Source organism: Streptomyces albiflavescens (assembly GCF_014645835.1).
GTDB classification, from domain to species: Bacteria; Actinomycetota; Actinomycetes; order Streptomycetales; family Streptomycetaceae; genus Streptomyces; species Streptomyces albiflavescens.
In genome coordinates this window covers 42,051-60,074 of the sequence record NZ_BMMM01000016.1, presented here as the reverse complement: position 1 = coordinate 60,074, position 18,024 = coordinate 42,051, and the positions used below count along the sequence as shown (strand labels likewise).

The 18,024-nt window shown below is 71.7% G+C and carries 11 protein-coding genes and 1 riboswitch; of the genes, 7 read left to right on the top strand and 4 right to left on the bottom strand.

Annotated features, from left to right (window positions below; translation table 11 throughout):
* Positions 1-3: 3 nt before the first annotated feature.
* A riboswitch (cyclic di-AMP (ydaO/yuaA leader) is annotated at positions 4-175 on the bottom strand.
* 536 nt (positions 176-711) lie between these two features.
* Positions 712-3,204: a DNA helicase PcrA gene (pcrA, locus tag IEY95_RS35105; RefSeq protein ID WP_189190245.1), complete on the top strand. Its 2,493-nt coding sequence runs from the start codon at positions 712-714 to the stop codon at positions 3,202-3,204.
* Positions 3,205-3,268: 64 nt separating this feature from the next.
* Here pcrA and IEY95_RS35100 read toward each other — a convergent pair whose 3' ends face one another.
* The gene (locus tag IEY95_RS35100) at positions 3,269-4,867 is read right to left on the bottom strand and encodes a M23 family metallopeptidase (protein ID WP_229703576.1); all 1,599 of its coding nucleotides are present in this window, start codon (positions 4,865-4,867) and stop codon (positions 3,269-3,271) included.
* A 210-nt stretch (positions 4,868-5,077) separates the two neighbouring features.
* Positions 5,078-5,938, bottom strand: coding sequence for an esterase/lipase family protein (locus IEY95_RS35095; RefSeq protein WP_189190243.1), 861 nt, complete (start codon positions 5,936-5,938; stop codon positions 5,078-5,080).
* A gap of 643 nt (positions 5,939-6,581) precedes the next feature.
* On the opposite strand from IEY95_RS35095, the gene icmB reads away from it, so the two are divergent.
* The gene (gene icmB, locus IEY95_RS35090; protein ID WP_189190242.1) at positions 6,582-6,998 is read left to right on the top strand and encodes a coenzyme B12-dependent isobutyryl CoA mutase small subunit; all 417 of its coding nucleotides are present in this window, start codon (positions 6,582-6,584) and stop codon (positions 6,996-6,998) included.
* Between the two features lie 154 nt (positions 6,999-7,152).
* On the opposite strand, the gene IEY95_RS35085 is transcribed toward icmB, so the two are convergent.
* Together IEY95_RS35085 and IEY95_RS35080 are read right to left on the bottom strand one after the other, a co-directional pair.
* Positions 7,153-8,775, bottom strand: coding sequence for a DUF5691 domain-containing protein (locus IEY95_RS35085; RefSeq protein WP_189190241.1), 1,623 nt, complete (start codon positions 8,773-8,775; stop codon positions 7,153-7,155).
* A gap of 78 nt (positions 8,776-8,853) precedes the next feature.
* Positions 8,854-10,212 carry an SWIM zinc finger family protein gene (locus IEY95_RS35080; RefSeq protein WP_189190240.1) on the bottom strand — a complete coding sequence of 453 codons (1,359 nt, stop codon included), beginning with the start codon at positions 10,210-10,212 and terminating at the stop codon, positions 8,854-8,856.
* A 133-nt stretch (positions 10,213-10,345) separates the two neighbouring features.
* On the opposite strand from IEY95_RS35080, the gene IEY95_RS35075 reads away from it, so the two are divergent.
* The 5 genes from IEY95_RS35075 to IEY95_RS35055 all read left to right on the top strand — a co-directional run bounded on the left by IEY95_RS35075 (position 10,346) and on the right by IEY95_RS35055 (position 18,007).
* Positions 10,346-11,500 (top strand): ATP-binding protein, encoded by a 1,155-nt coding sequence (locus IEY95_RS35075; RefSeq protein WP_189190239.1) that lies wholly within the window; start codon positions 10,346-10,348, stop codon positions 11,498-11,500.
* Positions 11,497-13,926, top strand: coding sequence for a DUF5682 family protein (locus IEY95_RS35070; protein WP_189190238.1), 2,430 nt, complete (start codon positions 11,497-11,499; stop codon positions 13,924-13,926). The genes IEY95_RS35075 and IEY95_RS35070 overlap by 4 nt, the downstream gene beginning before the upstream one ends.
* Positions 13,923-15,155, top strand: a complete 1,233-nt coding sequence (locus IEY95_RS35065) for a VWA domain-containing protein (protein ID WP_229703575.1) — start codon at positions 13,923-13,925, stop codon at positions 15,153-15,155. Before IEY95_RS35070 ends, IEY95_RS35065 begins: the two co-directional genes overlap by 4 nt.
* A 130-nt stretch (positions 15,156-15,285) precedes the next feature.
* Positions 15,286-16,221: a hypothetical protein gene (locus IEY95_RS35060; RefSeq protein ID WP_189190237.1), complete on the top strand. Its 936-nt coding sequence runs from the start codon at positions 15,286-15,288 to the stop codon at positions 16,219-16,221.
* 148 nt (positions 16,222-16,369) lie between these two features.
* On the top strand, positions 16,370-18,007 hold the full coding sequence (locus IEY95_RS35055; protein ID WP_189190236.1) for a hypothetical protein: 1,638 nt from the start codon (positions 16,370-16,372) through the stop codon (positions 18,005-18,007).
* The last annotated feature ends 17 nt before the right edge of the window (positions 18,008-18,024 follow it).

The window sequence follows — 18,024 nt, the reverse complement described above, 5'->3', positions numbered from 1 at the left end:
GCGACTCCTTCCGTCATCCGCCTACCGAGTTAGCTGTCGGGTTCGGGCGGGTGGATCCGGAAGGTTTGCCCTACGGTCCTTGCCCAGAGGGCAGTTGGACCGATTCACCCCAAGGTCGGTTGGGTCCCCGGCTCCGGCTGCCGCGAGGGCGCACCGGATTGAGCGGAGGCCGCACGGCCCGGCGTCGTTCGCCGGTGGGTGTCGAGCGGCCTGCCCGGCACGCTAGCCAACTCGTGTGGCTCCTGTGAAGTTTGATGTGCGATATGCCCGATACATTTTCGTGACCTTGACCATGGGCATCACCTCACGTGGCAAATCCGGAGGGGTCTGTGGTGAGGTGTCCGGAGTAGCGGCGTCCGCCCCGTTCAGTGCCGTTTCCGGTGGGCGTGGCCGTGTACCCGCACGACGCGAAGGTGTACGGCTCGGCCCGATGGGTCGATCGCCGACTGTGACGGCATGGTTCTGGAGGGTGAGAAGAGCTCGGGCGGCCACCTCTGGAAGGTCCTCGGCTTCTGAGCCGTGTCACGAGATTCGGACGAGCGCTGACCCGTGTCACGAGACTCGGTCGAGCTCTGATCCGTGTCACGAGACTCGGTCGAGCGCTGATCCGCCTCACGAGATCCGGTCGAGCGCTGATCCGCCTCACGAGATCCGGTCGAGTTTTCAGGGTGGCCGCGGGGTGTCAGTGAGGCCGCCTAGACTCGGAGAGCGATGAGCAGCCTCTTTGATGACAGCTTCCTGGCGGACCTCAAGCCTTCCCGGGCCCACGAGGAAGAGCCCCCGCCGCCGCCCGAGGACGATCACGTACCGGAGCCCGTTCCGGACGATCTGTTCGGCGGGAAGTTCGACGTGCCGCCGGACCGGGACGCTTACTACCGCGACGGCGCGCACCGGCCTGCCGTGGACTCCGCGGCGCTGCTGGACGGACTGAACGAGAACCAGCGCGCGGCCGTGGTGCACTCCGGCACCCCGCTGCTCATCGTGGCCGGCGCGGGCTCCGGCAAGACCCGCGTGCTCACGCACCGGATCGCGCATCTGCTGGCCGAGCGGAATGTCCACCCCGGCCAGATCCTCGCGATCACCTTCACCAACAAGGCCGCGGGCGAGATGAAGGAGCGCGTCGAGCACCTCGTCGGCCCGCGCGCGGGCGCGATGTGGGTGATGACCTTCCACAGCGCGTGTGTGCGGATTCTGCGCCGCGAGAGCAAGAGGCTCGGCTTCACCTCCTCCTTCTCGATCTACGACGCCGCCGACTCCAAGCGTCTGATGGCGCTCGTCTGCCGTGATCTCGACCTCGACCCCAAGCGTTTCCCGCCGAAGTCGTTCAGCGCCAAGATCTCGAACCTGAAGAACGAGCTGATCGACGAGGAGGACTTCGCGGCCCAGGCCACGGACGGCTTCGAGAAGACCCTCGCTCAGGCGTACGCGATGTATCAGTCGCGTCTGCGCGAGGCCAACGCGCTCGACTTCGACGACCTGATCATGACGACGGTCAACATGCTGCGTGCCTTCCCGGACGTCGCCGAGCACTACCGCCGCCGCTTCCGCCACGTCATGGTCGACGAGTACCAGGACACCAACCACGCGCAGTACGCGCTGGTACGGGAGCTCGTCGGCCCGGCGCGCGGTACCCGCGCCGAGGGCGAGCCGTCTCGTGAGGACGACCTCGGCCCCGCCGAGCTGTGCGTCGTGGGTGACGCCGACCAGTCGATCTACGCCTTCCGCGGCGCGACCATCCGCAACATCCTCCAGTTCGAGGAGGACTACACGGACGCGACGACGATCCTGCTCGAACAGAACTACCGCTCCACCCAGACGATCCTGTCCGCCGCCAACGCGGTCATCGAGCGCAATGAATCCCGCCGCCCCAAGAACCTGTGGACCAACGCGGGCGCGGGTTCGAACATCACGGGCTATGTCGCCGACACCGAGCACGACGAGGCACAGTTCGTCGCCGACGAGATAGACCGTCTCACCGACGCGGGCGAGGCCAAGGCGGGCGACGTCGCGGTCTTCTACCGTACGAACGCGCAGTCCCGTGTCTTCGAAGAGGTCTTCATCCGCGTCGGCCTGCCCTACAAGGTCGTCGGCGGCGTCCGCTTCTACGAGCGCAAGGAGGTCCGGGACGTCCTGGCGTACCTCAGGGTGCTGTCCAACCCCGAGGACTCCGTCCCGCTGCGCCGCATCCTCAACGTCCCCAAGCGCGGTATCGGCGAGCGCGCGGAAGCGATGATCGACGCGCTCTCGCAGCGCGAGAAGATCAGCTTCCCGCAGGCCCTGCGCCGCGTCGACGAGGCGTACGGGATGGCCGCCCGCTCGACGAACGCGGTCAAGCGGTTCAACACGCTCATGGAAGACCTCCACACGATCGTCGAGTCGGGCGCCGGCCCGGCCACGGTCCTGGAGGCGGTCCTCGAGCGCACCGGCTATCTCGCCGAGTTGCAGGCCTCCACCGACCCGCAGGACGAGACCCGTATCGAAAACCTCCAGGAACTCGCCGCCGTGGCCCTGGAGTTCGAGCAGGAGGCGGGTGAGGGCGAGGCCGCGGGCTCTCTCTCCGACTTCCTGGAGCGGGTCGCCCTCGTCGCCGACTCCGACCAGATCCCCGACGAGGAGGACGGCAACGGGGTCATCACGCTGATGACGCTGCACACCGCCAAGGGCCTCGAATTCCCCGTGGTCTTCCTGACCGGCATGGAGGACGGTGTCTTCCCGCACATGCGCGCGCTGGGTCAGGTGAAGGAGCTGGAGGAGGAGCGGCGCCTGGCGTACGTAGGCATCACGCGCGCGCGGGAGCGGCTGTATCTCACCCGGTCGTCCATGCGCAGCGCGTGGGGGCAGCCCTCGTACAACCCGCCGTCCCGCTTCCTGGAGGAGATCCCGGACGCGCACCTGGAGTGGAAGCGCACGGGCGCGACGGCTCCCGTGTCGTCCGGTCCGGTCTCGGGTGTCGCGGCGTCGCTGTCGTCCTCGCGTTCGCGGTCCGCGGCTTCGGGTGCCTCCGGGTTCGCGACGAGCCGCGGGGTCTCCGAGAAGCCGGTCGTCTCGCTGGCGGTCGGGGACCGGGTCACCCACGATCAGTTCGGTCTCGGGACCGTCGTCGGAGTGACGGGGACAGGTGCGAAGGCAGAGGCGACGATCGACTTCGGCGAGGCGAAGCCGAAGCGGTTGCTGCTGCGGTACGCGCCGGTGGAGAAGCTGTAGCCGTACGGGCGTGGTGGGGCCCGGCGGACGGTTACGTCTTACGTCGGGTCCGGGCCGTGGCTGCTTACGTCGGGTCCAGGCCGTGGCTGCGCAGCCACGGCAGCGGGTCGATCGCCGAACCGCCGGCCGGGCGGACCTCGAAGTGCAGGTGCGGGCCCGTGGAGTTGCCGGAGTTCCCGGAGAAGGCGATCGGGTCACCGGCCTTCACGGTGGTGCCCGAGGCGACCTTGTAGCTGGAGAGGTGGCAGTACCACGTCTCCGTGCCGTCCATCGCGGTGACGATCGCCATGTTCCCGTACGCGCTGTTCCACTGTGTACGGACGGTGCCGTCGGTCGCGGCCATCACGGTCGTGCCGTACGAGACCGGGAAGTCGATGCCCGTGTGCACGGACATCCAGTTGATGCCGGCCTGACCGAAGTAGGCGCTGAGCCCCTTCTGCGTCACCGGGATCGCGAACTTCGGGCGCAGCCGCTCCTTGCGGGCCGCCTCCTCCGCCGCCTTCTTCTTCTGGGCTTCCTGCTCGGCCTTGAGGTCGATACGTTCCTGCGTCCGGCTGGCCCGGTCGGCGAAGTCGTCGGCTCCCGCGGAGAGACTCTGGAGCTGGGTGTCCAGCTTGTTGTTGGCGGTGGACGGTTTCACCGAGGTCGCGTCGGTCGCGCTGGCCGTCGTGTCCTTGCTGTCGTCCCCGACGATGTTGCCCACGGAGGCGGCGGCGATCCCCGCGACCCCCATCACACATGCGGAGGGCACGGCGACGGTCAGCAGAGCGGAACGTTTCGCGGGGCTGCGGCGACGGGAGCGGGAACCGCTCCGCGACGCGGCGCGGGGGGCCGGGATGACCTCTTCCATGTCGTCGAGCAGCGGCGTCTCGTACTCTTCACGGCTGTCGTCCGCGGTCTCGAACTCGAACTCGTCCTCCGCGGCGGCGGGTTGCTCGTACGAGACCTGCTCGAAGCCGGCAGTCGCCTGCTGGTCGAAGTGCTCGGGCTGCGGCTCGTACGACTCGGGCTGCGGGTGCTGCTCGTACGACTCCGGCTGTGCGTGCTGCTCGTACGACTCCGGCTGCGCGTGCTGCTGTTGGTACGCGTCGGGCTGTGGGTGCTCGTACGCCTGGTACGCGTCGTGGCCGACGCCGGCGTTCCACTGCGTGGCGTCGTACGCGCCCGTGTCCTGGGCCGGGATGCTCCACTGCCGGGTCCCGTCGAGCGGCTGCTCGGGCTGGAGCCAGGCAGTTGCGTCCCATTGGCCCGAGGCTTCTGGGCCCGGATGCTGCGCGGGGATCTCGGCGAGCTGCTGGTAACCGGCCGCCCACGTGGTCGTTGCGTAGCTGCCGGTGTCGTACGCGGCCTGGTGCTGCGCGGCGTACGGGTCGTAGTTCAGCGTCTGGTGACCGCCGGTGTTCCACTGCGTGGCGTCGTACGAACCGGTGCTGTTGCCCGACATGTCGCCGAAGAGGGGATCGGTCTCGAAGCTCGCGGTGGCGTAGGCGCCGGTACCCGTGGCGGTGGCGCCGGCGTCATAACCGGTGGCGGTGTAGCCGTCGTACGCGGTGAAGTCGCCGTACTGGGCTTCCTGCCCGCCGTACGACGCGTAGAGCGCCGAGGCGGCATCGGAAGCCGGAGCCGGGGGAGTTACGGTCCCCGACGGGTGACGGTCGTTCACCAACTTCTCTTTCGCCTCGACAACAGGGGCTGGCAGAGCAGTGCGGTGACTGTACCCGGCGGTACGCGGGCGCGACAATCTTCGGCAGGTTTCCCCCTCGCAGGAAACGGGCATTCGGCCGTGTTTCGGGGGAGTGTGGGTACGGCCTTGGCCTGGCGTTCGATGAATGTTCGAAGTCGCGGAGGTGTCGGGCGGCTCCGCGGCGGCTGTTTACGCCACTGTCAGACCGCCGGTCTCGGCGGCGGTGCCGACTCCTGTCTCCTCGATGTCGAGCGCCTGCCGAATCCCCGTCGCGACGGCGGGGTGCACGGGCAGGGCGAGATGGCCGACGCCGCTCACGCGTACGTTCTGCGCGAGCAGGTCCGGGTGGTCGACACAAGCCGTCTCCAGCGGGTCCATCAGATGGTCGAGATCGCTCCAGAAACTGACGAAGAGGGTGCGGCAGCCCGGTGCGGGCATGCGCAGCTCTTCGATCACCTCGGAGCCCGGACGCATCTGGCGGACGATCGGGTGCGCGTTCATCACGGGGGCCACACGGGTGCCCGAGTGCGGGGTGCCGAGTGTGACCAGGGTGCGTACGTGGGCGTCGCCGCCCAGGCACTGCGCGTAATAACGCGCGATCAGTCCGCCCAGGCTGTGTCCGACGATGTCCACCCGATCGTGGCCCGTGCGCTCGCAGATCTCCTCTATGTGCCGACCGAGCAGCTCGGCGGCGGTGCGGATGTCGCACGTGAGTGGGGAGTAATTGAGCGACTCGACGTGCTGCCTGCCGTGCTGGGCGAGGTTGCGGCGCAGCAGGAGGAAGACCGACCGGTTGTCTATGAAGCCGTGCAGCAGGACGACCGGGGGTTTGGCCTCGGTGGGCAGCCGGGCGGCGTCGGGCGAGGGGAGTGCGGCGGTGGCGCGACGCTCCGGGGTGATGCCGGCGGGGTAGAGGAGGAGGTGTCCGGCAAGGATCGCGATCTCCAGGGCCGTCGCCTTCAGGAGAGCCACTGAGAGTCCTGCCAGTCTGCTGGGAAACAGGCGCTGGCAGAGGGGGAGAAAGGGCAGTGCTGCCCTGGTGACCTTCATGGCCGACCTCCAGTCGGCACGCGGCAGGACCACTCCGTCCCCCGTGTGCCCTCGTGGACAGCCACGGTGACGGTGACGGCGGTAACCGACGGCGCGTGTGCGGCGCGTGAGGCGCCGATTACGCTACGGGGTGCCCTGCCGAGGGGTGCGACGCGGCTCCAGGCCGTGGGCGGTGGCGCCCGGCGGCGACCCGGAATCGTCTTCGTCGTCCCGTCGTCCTTGTGCTGGCTTGGCTCCCCGCTGTCGTGGCCTCGCCGATGTGCCCCACCGCCACGGTGTCCCGCTGACGTCGCGGTGATGAGGCCACCTGATCGCGGCTCTCCTTGCGCAGACTCCGGCCGTGGCCCGTGTGCCGCAGGTCCATGCGGCGCGTGTGCCGCGGGACGCGGAACGGTGCGCGGCTAACTTGTCCCAGTGTGTGATTTCCCCCTCGCTCTCCACCGCGAAACTGCCGGTTGCGGGATGCTGGCGATAACGTTCGTTCACTTCCCCGGCCGGTAGGGCTCGGGGCGCCCGTGCCGCACGGCGCATCCGGTGCGGTGAGCAGCGGAATGTGCGATATGTGTCGTAGTCGTAGTCAAGCGGCATGTATCGGTATTCGGTAGTCGGTACAGGTTGATGTAGTCGGTTCATGGAGGCAGTGATGGGTGTGGCAGCCGGTCCGATCCGCGTGGTGGTGGCCAAGCCGGGGCTCGACGGCCACGATCGCGGGGCCAAGGTGATCGCGCGGGCACTGCGCGACGCCGGTATGGAGGTCATCTACACCGGGCTCCATCAGACCCCCGAGCAGATCGTCGACACCGCGATCCAGGAGGACGCCGACGCGATCGGCCTCTCGATCCTCTCCGGTGCTCACAACACGCTCTTCGCGGCCGTGATCGAGCTCCTCAAGGAGCGCGACGCGGAGGACATCAAGGTCTTCGGCGGCGGCATCATCCCCGAGGCGGACATCGCGCCCCTCAAGGAGAAGGGTGTCGCGGAGATCTTCACACCGGGGGCGACGACGGTGTCGATCGTGGACTGGGTACGGGCGAACGTGAGGCAGCCGGCCGAGGCATAGCGCGGGACTGCCGCGCAGTTCCAAGCGCCCCGCAAGGGGCGCGGGGAACTGCGCGACAAACCCCCGCCGGACCGCACCCGAAGAACAACCCGGGGGTCTGGGGGCGAAGCCCTTCAGGTACGGGATCGGGTAGGGGCGGAGGGGGCAAAACCCCTCACGGCACCGCAAGCTCCGATGCCATGGCCGCGCGCAGACGCAGCGTGGTGACGAGGCGCTGGAACGCCTCGGCCCAGTAGCCGCCGGCCCCCGGCGCCGCGTTCTCCGACTCGTCGGGCACCGAGGTGAGCCCATCGAGCCGCACGGCCTCCGCGGGGTCGAGACACCGCTCGGCGAGGCCCATCACCCCACTGAAGCTCCACGGATAACTCCCGGCGTCCCGCGCGATATTGAGCGCGTCCACCACCGCCCGCCCCAAGGCCCCCGCCCAGGGCACCGCACACACCCCGAGCAGCTGAAACGCCTCGGACAACCCGTGCGTCCCGATGAACCCCGCGACCCATTCGGCCCGCTCATCGGCCCCCAACGTGGCGAGCAGCTTGGACCGCTCGGCCAGTGACACCGCCCCCGGCCCCCCGGCCTCCGGAGCGGAAGGTGCCCCGAGGAGCGCCCTGGACCACCCTGGATCACGCTGGCGCACGGCCGCCCGGCACCACGCGGCATGCAGCTCCGCCCGCCAGTCGTCGGCCACGGGCAGCGCCACGATCTCCTCCGGCGCCCGCCCACCGAACCGCTCCGGCCATGTCCCGAGCGGCGCCGCCTCGACCAACTGGCCCAGCCACCACGATCGTTCACCCCGTCCGGCCGGAGCCTTCGGCACCACGCCGTCCCGCTCCATGCCCGCGTCGCACTCATGCGGCGCCTCGACCACGATCGTGGGCGTGCCCCCCGTACGGTCGAGTGAGACGCACGAACCGGCCCGTGCCGCCATCCGTCCCGCGAGCGCGGAACCCGGCAGCGCGGACAGCAGCTCCGCCGCCGTCGCCCGTACGTTGCGGCTGCGGTCGGCCAGCGCTCGCTCCAGGAACGGCTCGTCGTCCGCGCACAGCCCCGATCGCAGCGAGTCGAGGAACATCAGCCGGTCCTCGGCCCGCTCCGTCGCCCATGTGGTGGCCAGCAAGTCGCGTGCGGCGGCGGGGTCCTTGGCCCGTATCGCCGAAAGAAGTGCGACCCGCTCGGCGAACAACCCCTCCTGCCACAGCTGTTCTACGCGCTCGGCCTCTTCCGGGCCGGGCAGCGCGGCACCGCCGCCCGGCGAGGAGCGCAGCGCGAACCGCCACTCCTGGTTCAGCCGCGCCAGCCAGAGTGCCCGGGGCCCGGCGAAGGCCAGGGCGGCGGGTCGCAGATCGGTGCGTCCGCGGGCCGCGTCGAGAAGCGCGGGCAGGGTCTGTGGGGGCGCCGCGAATCCGCGCGCGTTCGCCAGGGCGAGCCACTGGGGCAGCAGTTCCATGAGGTCCGGTGCTGTCCCTCTGCGGCCGCCGCCTCCGGTGCCGGGCCGGTCCGCCAGCAGCATCGCCAGCCTGCGGGCCGCGGCGGGCGGCAGGGCCGGACGGGGGTCCCGCGCCGCGGGCTCCGGCCGGGCCGCCGCCCGCGCCGGCCGCACTCCGGCCCGCCGCCGCAGAGTCTCCACGGCGGCCGCGCCCAACAACGCCACCGGCGCCTCCCGCCCCGGCGTCGATCCCGGAGGAGTACGCCGCTCGGTCCCGAGCAACGCCACGGTGACGAGCTCCTCCCAGGAACCACCGGCGGGCGCGCCGGCGGAGGCCGAGATCGTGTTCATGAGCGTCCTTTCCGTACGGAGATCGTCGGGCTGGTCGGTGCGGTCAATGCGGCCGGGGGCTCACCGCGGTCGGAGCCGTCAGCACAGCGGCACCGCGTCCCCCGTGCCCTCCTCCGCCCAGGCCGTCAGCGGAGTGAAGCCGCGGTGGCCGCATTCGCCGAAGACCGTGACGGGGGCGCCGCCGGAGAGGGCGACCAGACGCCACAGGTCGGGACGGGACCGGGCGGAGGGGGTGAGGGGCAGGGCCAAGTCACCGTCGGCGTCGGCGAGTTGCCAGGAGTCGCCGTCCGGGGTGGGGACGACGCGGTCCAGGGTGACCGGGCAGGAGTCCAGCCAGGGGTCGGCCCGCAGCGCCTCTCCGTAGCGGGCGGTCGCCTGGGATGTGGTCACCCCCGGTGGCCGTATCGCCGTGGGCGCGGGAGGCGTGAACCGCTCGCCCAGCGCGGCGCGTAGCTGCCCGGCGCCCGGGTACGCGGACACCTCCGCCTCGAATATCAGCCCCACGGGCAGCGCCAGCTCCGGTGCGCGACCCGCCGCCCCGTAGGAAAGGAGCAGGACCGTGCGGCCGGACTCCGCGCCGTACAGCCAGATCCTGCGCGTCGTGAGACGGGCGTCCGCCGTGTCGTACTGGGCGAGGACCAGCCAGCGGTCGCGCACCGGCGGACCGTCCGCCGAACCGGAGATCCCCACCCGTGAACGGACCGTCGCGGCAAGGTCGTCCGGCAGCCGCTCGCGCCGCAGCCAGCCCTGGTCGAGAAGGTGGAGCAGCGCGCACTCCTCAAGAAGCCGCACCGGCCAGCCCGGACCGGAGGACGGGATCGTCCCCAACTCCCTGACCCGCGCGGCCAGCCCGGGTGCCTGCGCGTCGACCATCCGGGCCGCCGTCTCCTCCCACAATCCGTACCCCGTCTGCTCGGCGGAGGCGAGGCCGCCGCGCAGCAGGTCGGCCAGCCGCTGCTCCAACTCCGCCGCTCCCGCGGTGATCCGCACGGCCCGCCGCTCAGCCCTGCGCCGAGCCGCCTCCGGATCACCCGACGATGCGGCTCCAGATGCCCCGCCCGCCGTCCTCTTCTCCTGCGCGCGCTCCCTTCTCCCCGCTATCCACTGCTCCGCCCAGTCCGGTGCCTGCCCCCGCGGCACCGTGCCGTCCGCGCCCGCCCAGAGCAGCAGCAGCCCCAGCGCGTGCTTGCACGGGAACTTTCGGCTCGGACAACTGCACTGGTAAGCGGGCCCCGTGGAGTCCGCGATGTCGATGACCGTCCGATACGGCTTGCTGCCACTTCCCCTGCACAGTCCCCATACCGTCCCCTCGTCAGAACTGCCCGCCTCCGACCACGGCCCGGCCGCGCCGAGTTTGCTTCCCGCCTTGCGTGACGCGGCGTCAGGCGCCAGTGCCAGCACCTGATCCGCCGTCCAGCGCACCGCCTGCTGAGTCATGCCATCGAAGGTAGATCCCGCCACTGACAATCGGCCCTCGCGAGCGTATTTGCGCAGGTCAGAGCCGATTGTCAGTGGCGTGGTGCACGGTGGAACCAGATCCGAACCGGCCGAGCTGGAGGGGGACCGAGCCATGTCCGTGTCCGTTGAACCGACGTCCGTTCACACGCCCGCGGGAGGGCGCGCGGGAGCGACCGCGGACGAGCCGGGCGCCGCGCTGCAGCCGCACGCCGAAGACGCCTTCGCCGCAGAACTCGCCGCGCTGGCCGCCCAGGACGACCGGCCCCGTCCGGCCCGCTGGCGGCTGTCGCCGTGGGCCGTGGCGACGTATCTGCTCGGCGGCACCCTGCCGGACGGCACGGTGATCACACCCAAGTACGTGGGCCCGCGCCGCATCGTCGAGGTCGCCGTCACCACGCTCGCCACCGATCGCGCCCTGCTCCTGCTCGGCGTGCCCGGCACCGCGAAGACCTGGGTGTCCGAGCACCTGGCCGCGGCGGTGAGCGGCGACTCGACCCTGCTCGTGCAGGGCACGGCCGGCACCCCGGAGGAGGCGATCAGGTACGGCTGGAACTACGCGCAGCTGCTCGCGCACGGGCCGAGCCGGGACGCGCTCGTGCCGAGCCCTGTCATGCGCGCCATGGCCGAGGGCATGACGGCCCGTGTCGAGGAGCTGACCCGCATCCCGGCCGACGTACAGGACACGCTGATCACGATCCTGTCGGAAAAGACCCTGCCGATACCGGAGTTGGGCCAGGAGGTGCAGGCTGTCCGCGGTTTCAACCTGATCGCGACGGCCAACGACCGCGACCGCGGGGTCAATGAGCTGTCCAGTGCGTTGCGCCGCCGTTTCAACACGGTGGTGTTGCCGCTGCCGGAGAGCGCCGACGCCGAGGTCGACATCGTCTCGCGCCGCGTCGACCAGATCGGCCGCTCCCTCGACCTGCCCGCCGTGCCCGAGGGCATCGACGAGATCCGCCGAGTCGTCACCGTCTTCCGCGAGCTGCGCGACGGGGTCACGGCCGACGGGCGTACGAAGCTGAAGTCGCCCAGCGGCACGCTGTCCACCGCCGAGGCGATCTCCGTCGTCACGGGCGGCCTCGCTCTGGCCGCTCACTTCGGCGACGGCGTGCTGCGGGCGAGTGACGTCGCCGCAGGCATCCTCGGCGCCGTCGTCCGTGATCCGGCGGCCGACCGCGTCATCTGGCAGGAGTACCTGGAGGCGGTCGTCCGCGAGCGGGACGGCTGGAAGGACTTCTACCGGGCCTGCCGGGAGGTGAGCGCATGACGGTCTTCACCGGAGGGCCGTTGCTGCTGGGGGTGCGGCATCACGGCCCCGGGTCGGCGCGGGCCGTGCGGGCCGCGTTGCAGGCGGCGGCGCCCCGGGTCGTACTGATCGAGGGCCCTCCGGAGGCGGACGCGCTCATCCCGCTCGCCGCCGACAAGGAGATGCGGCCCCCGGTCGCCCTCCTCGCCCACGTCGTGGACGAGCCCGGCCGTTCGGCCTTCTGGCCGCTGGCCGAGTTCTCACCGGAGTGGGTGGCGATCCGATGGGCCCTGGAGAGCGGGGTCCCGGCCCGCTTCATCGATCTCCCGGCGACCCACACGCTGGCCTGGGGCAAGGACGTGCTCGATCAGGAGGACGAACCTGGGGATGCGCCGCCCGCCGGTCCCGGCCGGCCCGTCGAAGCGGCCGTGCGGATCGACCCCCTCGCCGTACTCGCCGAAACCGCCGGTTACGACGATCCCGAGCGCTGGTGGGAGGACGTGGTCGAGCACCGAAGCGTGGCCGGGGGCGATCCGTTCGCACCGTTCACCGTGCTCGAGGAGGCGATGGAGGCCCTGCGGGAGGCGTACGGGGTCGGGGGACACGACCGCGACCTGGTGCGCGAGGCGTACATGCGGCTCCAGGTTCGGGCGGCGGAGCGGGAGTTCGGGGACGGCGTGGCCGTGGTGTGCGGGGCCTGGCACGTGCCCGCGCTGCGGCAGAGGACCGCGGTCGGTGCGGACCGGGCGCTGCTCAAGGGGCTCCCCAAGGCGAAGGCCGACCTGACGTGGGTGCCGTGGACCTACCGACGGCTGTCCCGGGTCAGTGGGTATGGCGCGGGCATCGACTCGCCGGGTTGGTACGGGCATCTGTTCGGCGCTCAGGACCGCCCGGTCGAGCGCTGGATGACCAAGGTGGCCCGGCTGCTGCGCGATGAGGACCGGATGATCTCGTCCGCGCACGTCATCGAGGCGGTACGGCTGGCGGACACGCTCGCCGCGATGCGCGGCCGCCCGCTGCCGGGGCTGACCGAGACCACCGACGCCGTACGGGCCGTGATGTGCGAGGGCTCGGACGTGCCGCTGGCACTCGTGCGGGACCGGCTCGTGGTCGGCGATGTGATGGGGGAGGTACCGGAGTCGGCCCCCGCGGTGCCGTTGCAGCGCGACCTCGCGCGGCTCCAGCGGCGGCTGAGGCTCAAACCGGACGCACTGGAACGGGAATGGGAGCTCGACCTGCGCAAGGAGACCGACGCCGAGCGCAGCAGGCTGCTGCACCGGTTGCGGCTCCTCGGCGTCCAGTGGGGCGAGCCCACGGTGTCGCGGGGCAGTACGGGCACCTTCCGGGAGACCTGGCGGCTGCGCTGGGAGCCGGAGCTGTCGGTGCGGGTCGCGGAGGCCGGTGTGTGGGGCACGACGGTACTGGCCGCCGCGACGGCCAGGGCCGAGGCGGACGCCGTCGCCGCGCACGCGCTGGCCGATGTCACGGCACTCGCCGAGCGCTGCCTGCTGGCCGAACTCCCGGACGCGCTGCCCGTGGTGATGCGGGTGCTCGCCGACCGGGCCGCCCTCGACGCGGACGTCGGCCATCTCGCCCAGGCCCTGCCCGCCCTGGTCCGTTCCCTGCGCTACGGCGATGTGCGCGGCACGGACACCCGTGCCCTCACCGACGTGGCGGCGGGCCTCGCCGAGCGGATCTTCGTCGGCCTCCCACCGGGCTGCGCGGCCCTCGACACCGAGGCCGCCGAGGAAATGCGGCGCCATGTGGACGCGGTGCACGGGGCCGTGGCGCTCCTGGGGGAGACGGCCGCGGCGTCAGCCGCCGACGCCTCATCACTCAGCGGTACCGCGCCGGATGCCCACCGCACACCGTCCTCCACCGGCATACGTGGCCGTTGGCACGCCGTGCTCCGGGTGCTGGCCGGGCGCGACACCGTGCCGGGGGTGATTCGCGGACGGGCCGTTCGACTGCTGCTGGACGAGGGGGAGTTGGCGCAGGACGAGGCAGCCCGGCTGATGGGGCTCGTGCTGTCGCCCGGGACGGCACCCGGAGACGCGGCCGCGTGGATCGAGGGCTTCGTCGGGGGCGGTTCCGGGGGCGGGATGCTGCTTGTGCACGACGAGCGGCTGCTCGGGCTGGTGGACGCGTGGCTGACCGGAGTGCCGGCGGAGGCGTTCACCGATGTGCTGCCGTTGCTGCGGCGGACGTTCTCGGCGTACGAGGCCGGGGTGCGCAGGACGCTGGGCGAGCTGGTCCGGCGTGGGCGGGGAGCACGCGGGAGCACGGCGGTCGCCACCTCCGGGATACCCGGGTTCGCCCCCGACCTCGATCCCGAGCGCGCGGACGCCGTACTGCCGGTGCTGCGTCTGCTGCTCGGGCTGCATGAATCCGACATCGATGACGATCAGGTCGGCGACGACAACGACCTTGTGGGGGTGGCCCGATGACCGCACCGGCGAACGCGAGCGAGGTGAACGGCGCGGCCGGCCCGACGGGCGCAAGCGGCGTGCTCCACGCTACCGACGCGGCCGGCGCGACGGGAGAGCGGCTCCGCCGCTGGCGGCTTGTGCTCGGCGGGGACGAGGCGGACGGCACCGGATGCGTGCTTGCCGGGCAGGACGCCGCGATGGACGGGGCGCTCAGCGCGCTCTACGGGAAGGGGGGCAAGGCGCAGTCGGGGCGCGACCGTTCGGCGGGGCTCGGGGCGTCGGCGCCGTCGGTCGCGCGCTGGCTCGGGGACATACGGACGTACTTCCCCTCCTCCGTCGTCCAGGTCATGCAGCGCGACGCCATCGACCGGCTCGGGCTGTCCACTCTTCTGCTGGAGCCCGAGATGCTGGAGGCGGTGGAGGCCGACGTGCACCTGGTGGGCACCCTCCTCTCCCTCAACAAGGCCATGCCGGAGACGACGAAGGAGACGGCGCGGGCCGTGGTGCGCAAGGTCGTCGAGGACCTGGAGAAGCGGCTCGCCACCCGCACCCGGGCCACGCTCACCGGAGCCCTCGACCGCAGCGCCCGCATCACCCGCCCCCGCCACCATGACATCGACTGGAACCGCACGATCGCGGCGAACCTGAAGCACTACCTGCCCGAGTACCGCACGATCGTGCCCGAGCGGTTGATCGGCTACGGCCGGGCCTCGCAGTCCGTGAAGAAGGAGGTCATCCTCTGCATCGACCAGTCGGGGTCGATGGCGGCGTCCGTCGTCTACGCGTCCGTGTTCGGCGCCGTGCTCGCGTCGATGCGGTCCATCGCCACCCGGCTCGTCGTCTTCGACACGGCCGTCGTCGACCTCACCGACCAGCTCGACGACCCGGTCGACGTCCTCTTCGGCACCCAGCTCGGCGGCGGTACGGACATCAACAGGGCGCTCGCGTACTGCCAGTCGCAGATCACCCGGCCCGCCGACACGGTGGTCGTGCTCATCAGTGACCTCTACGAGGGAGGCATACGCAACGAGATGCTGAAGCGGGTGGCGGCGATGAAGGCGTCCGGGGTGCAGTTCGTGACGCTGCTCGCGCTGTCCGACGAGGGGGCGCCCGCGTACGACCGTGAGCACGCGGCGGCGCTCGCGGCCCTCGACGCACCGGCGTTCGCCTGCACGCCCGACCTGTTTCCCGAGGTGATGGCGGCGGCGATCGAGAAGCGTCCGCTGCCGATACCGGAAACCAGGTGAGCGGAATGGAAAATCCGGACATGACTACCCATCGGTAACAGGGGGCTTGCGCAACCTCGGGAGTCCCGTGCGAGGATCGACGCGGCCTCAGAGCCTTCTCTTGCCTTCGTACGGGAGGACCCTCCCTCTCTTGACCCCCTCAGCCGCACTGCCCGGTGCCGCTGTGCGCGTGATGCGTACGGCGGCCGGACGGCGTGCGCTGCAAGTGGTCTTGCTGGTGGGTGGGTTGTTCGTACTCGGATTCCTCTGCGGGGAGCAGGCGCACGCGGACGACGGGGCGGTGCCGACGACTCCGGCGGGGGTCGTGCAGTCGGCGAGGAGTACGGCGGATCGGGTGGTGACAGCGGGTACGCCGGCCCCTGAGGCCGACGCGAACCGGTCGAGCGCCGCCACACACGTCACCGACACCGTTCGCCATGGCGCCCAGCCGGTCACCGACACCGTTCGTGATGGTGCCCAGTCGGCCACCGACACCGTTCGCCACGTCGGCAAGTCCGTCGGCGAGCTTGTACAGCCGGCCGCCGACACCGTCGTGCGGCCGATCGGTGACGTGGTGAAGACGGTCACCGGCGGACTGCGCGCAACCCCGCCGGACGTACTGCCGTCCGTGCCGGGGCTCCCCGACCTGCCGGGGCTGCCCGCGCTCCCCGGTGCGGGTGCGCAGACTCCGCCGGTCGGTTCGGCCCCGCAGCCGTCGAGCGGGGTTGCCCAGCGGCCGGACGTCACGGACGGGCACGTCAAGACGGTGCATCGCCCGGACGCACCCGCCGACGCCTCGTACGGACCGAGCGGTCGCGCCGCCGACTCCGGTGGGGTCGCCGTGCGCCGCGACCACGGCGGCGTCCGAGCGGGACAGACACCCGCTCGCCAGGCACCCTCCGGCGACCCGTCCGGTGCGCTCGGCAACCAGTCCGCGGTGGACAACGGCGCGCCGCGGCACGGCGATCCGCATGCCGTCACCTCGAACCACCGGGCGCCGCTGAGGCTCGCGCCCGGCGCCTCCGCGGTCGTCACCGCGGCCGAGACCCGGGACAGGTACCGGGACATTCCCGTTTTCCCCGGCTAGGGCAGCCCTTCCCCCGCTGAACGACCTGCCGCGCGGGGGCGGAACAGGTCTGCCCGCCGTCCGGACACCCCTCCGATCCCCGGACGGAAGCCCCCGGAATTCACCGGAATATCCCGAACTCTCGGAATCCGAAGGATCTGACGTACGCATGAACAAGAACATCCGCCGTTCCATCGTCATAGCCGCCGGTGTCACCGGCGCGTGGGCGCTCGGCTCCGCCGTCGCCAGCGCGGACGAGCTGCCCGCGTCGTCCGTGGCCGCTCCCGATGTCAGCCTCGACGTCTCGGACACCGTCGGCGAGGTCACCGGAACCGTCGACGGCGTCGTCGGGAACGTGACGAGCGACGTGCAGAGCACGGTCTCCGGCGTCACCGAAGGCGTCACCGACGGCACTGCCGTCGACGGCGCGACCTCGACCGTCACGGGTACGGCCGCCACGGCGCGGTCCGCGGCCGACGCCGCCCCCTCCACCGTCAAGGAGACCGCCACGTCCACCGTCAAGAAGACCGCCGCCGCTACGACGACCAGGACCGCCGACCACGCCCGCCGCTACGTCGACGCCAAGGTCCCCTCCGTCACCCACCTCTCGCGGGCGAAGACCGCCGTCGCGGACCGTGCGACGGGCAAGGCCGAGGAGACGGTCGCCGACATCAGCGCTCCCCAGGACGAGATCGACTACCTCTTCGGCCCGCTCTCCGCCTTCGCTCCGGAGCTGGAGCAGGCCCTCGCGGGCGCGCAGACGAAGCTCGCCGCCGTCCGGCGCACCGCCGCCGGGGCGCCGTCCGCCGTGCAGACGAAGGCCCAGCAGACCGTCGCCACCGCGCAGCGGACCGCGGGCACGACGGTCACCGGCGCGCCGGCACGGGTCCAGGGCGCGGTCCAGGGCGCGGTCCAGGGCGCCGTCGGCACCGCCACGGGCATCACGATCCCGGTCGTCGACGAGACCGCGGCCGCCGCGCTGCCGCCCGTCGCCGGTACCGCCGTCCACGGCGTCACCCCGGTCGTGGACCACGCCGTCGGCAACGTGAGCCCGCTGGCGTACGGCGCCGTGGGCAACGCGACCGCGCTGGCGTACGACGCCGCCGGTCACGCGGCGGCCTTGGCGCACGGTGCCACGGCGGACGCGATGGCCCTGGCGCACGGTGCCACGGCGGACGCGAGCACCGTGGCGTACGGCGCCGTCGGTGACGTACAGCCGCTGGCCGGAGGCCTCGCCGGGCAGGTCGTGGGCGACACGGCCGCCTCCATCCTGCCGCCCGTCGCGGTGACCGCCGTGCACGGTGTCGTCCCGGTCGCCGGGCAGGCCGTCGGGGACGCGGGCGCGCTGGCGTACGGCGTGGGCGGCGACGTCCAGCCCTTCGCGGGCGGCGTCGCGGGCGGTGCGGGGACGCTCGCCCACGGCGTCACCGGCCAGGTCGCCCCGTTCGCGCAGGGTGTCGTCACCGACGACGTGCAGCCCTTCGCCGGGGGTGTGGTCGGCGCGGTGCAGCCCGTCGTCGACTTCGTGCAGCCGGTCGTGGCGGGCGTCGAGGGCAGCGCCACCGGATTGGCGTACGGCGTCGCGGGCGATGTGCGGCCGTTCGCCGACCACACCGTCGGCCAGGTCGACCCGTTCGCGGGCGGTGTCGTCGGCCAGGTCGGCCCGTTCGCACAGGACCTGACGGGAACCGTCGGGGCGACCGGCGGCCCCCTCGCCGGGAACGCGGTCACTGGCGTCCAGGGCGTGGCCCAGTCGGTCGCGCCGAGCTATGTGCAGGGCGCGCAGTACGGCACGTACAGCATCTGACGGTTCACCCATGTGCC

What these genes read in the sequence shown, in the direction of transcription:
- icmB (WP_189190242.1), top strand. Translation starts at nt 6,582, where the DNA reads ATGGGTGTGGCAGCCGGTCCGATCCGCGTGGTGGTGGCCAAGCCGGGG.
- IEY95_RS35080 (WP_189190240.1), bottom strand. Translation starts at nt 10,212, where the DNA reads ATGACTCAGCAGGCGGTGCGCTGGACGGCGGATCAGGTGCTGGCACTG.
- IEY95_RS35070 (WP_189190238.1), top strand. Translation starts at nt 11,497, where the DNA reads ATGACGGTCTTCACCGGAGGGCCGTTGCTGCTGGGGGTGCGGCATCAC.
- IEY95_RS35095 (WP_189190243.1), bottom strand. Translation starts at nt 5,938, where the DNA reads ATGAAGGTCACCAGGGCAGCACTGCCCTTTCTCCCCCTCTGCCAGCGC.
- IEY95_RS35085 (WP_189190241.1), bottom strand. Translation starts at nt 8,775, where the DNA reads ATGAACACGATCTCGGCCTCCGCCGGCGCGCCCGCCGGTGGTTCCTGG.
- pcrA (WP_189190245.1), top strand. Translation starts at nt 712, where the DNA reads ATGAGCAGCCTCTTTGATGACAGCTTCCTGGCGGACCTCAAGCCTTCC.
- IEY95_RS35065 (WP_229703575.1), top strand. Translation starts at nt 13,923, where the DNA reads ATGACCGCACCGGCGAACGCGAGCGAGGTGAACGGCGCGGCCGGCCCG.
- IEY95_RS35055 (WP_189190236.1), top strand. Translation starts at nt 16,370, where the DNA reads ATGAACAAGAACATCCGCCGTTCCATCGTCATAGCCGCCGGTGTCACC.
- IEY95_RS35075 (WP_189190239.1), top strand. Translation starts at nt 10,346, where the DNA reads ATGTCCGTGTCCGTTGAACCGACGTCCGTTCACACGCCCGCGGGAGGG.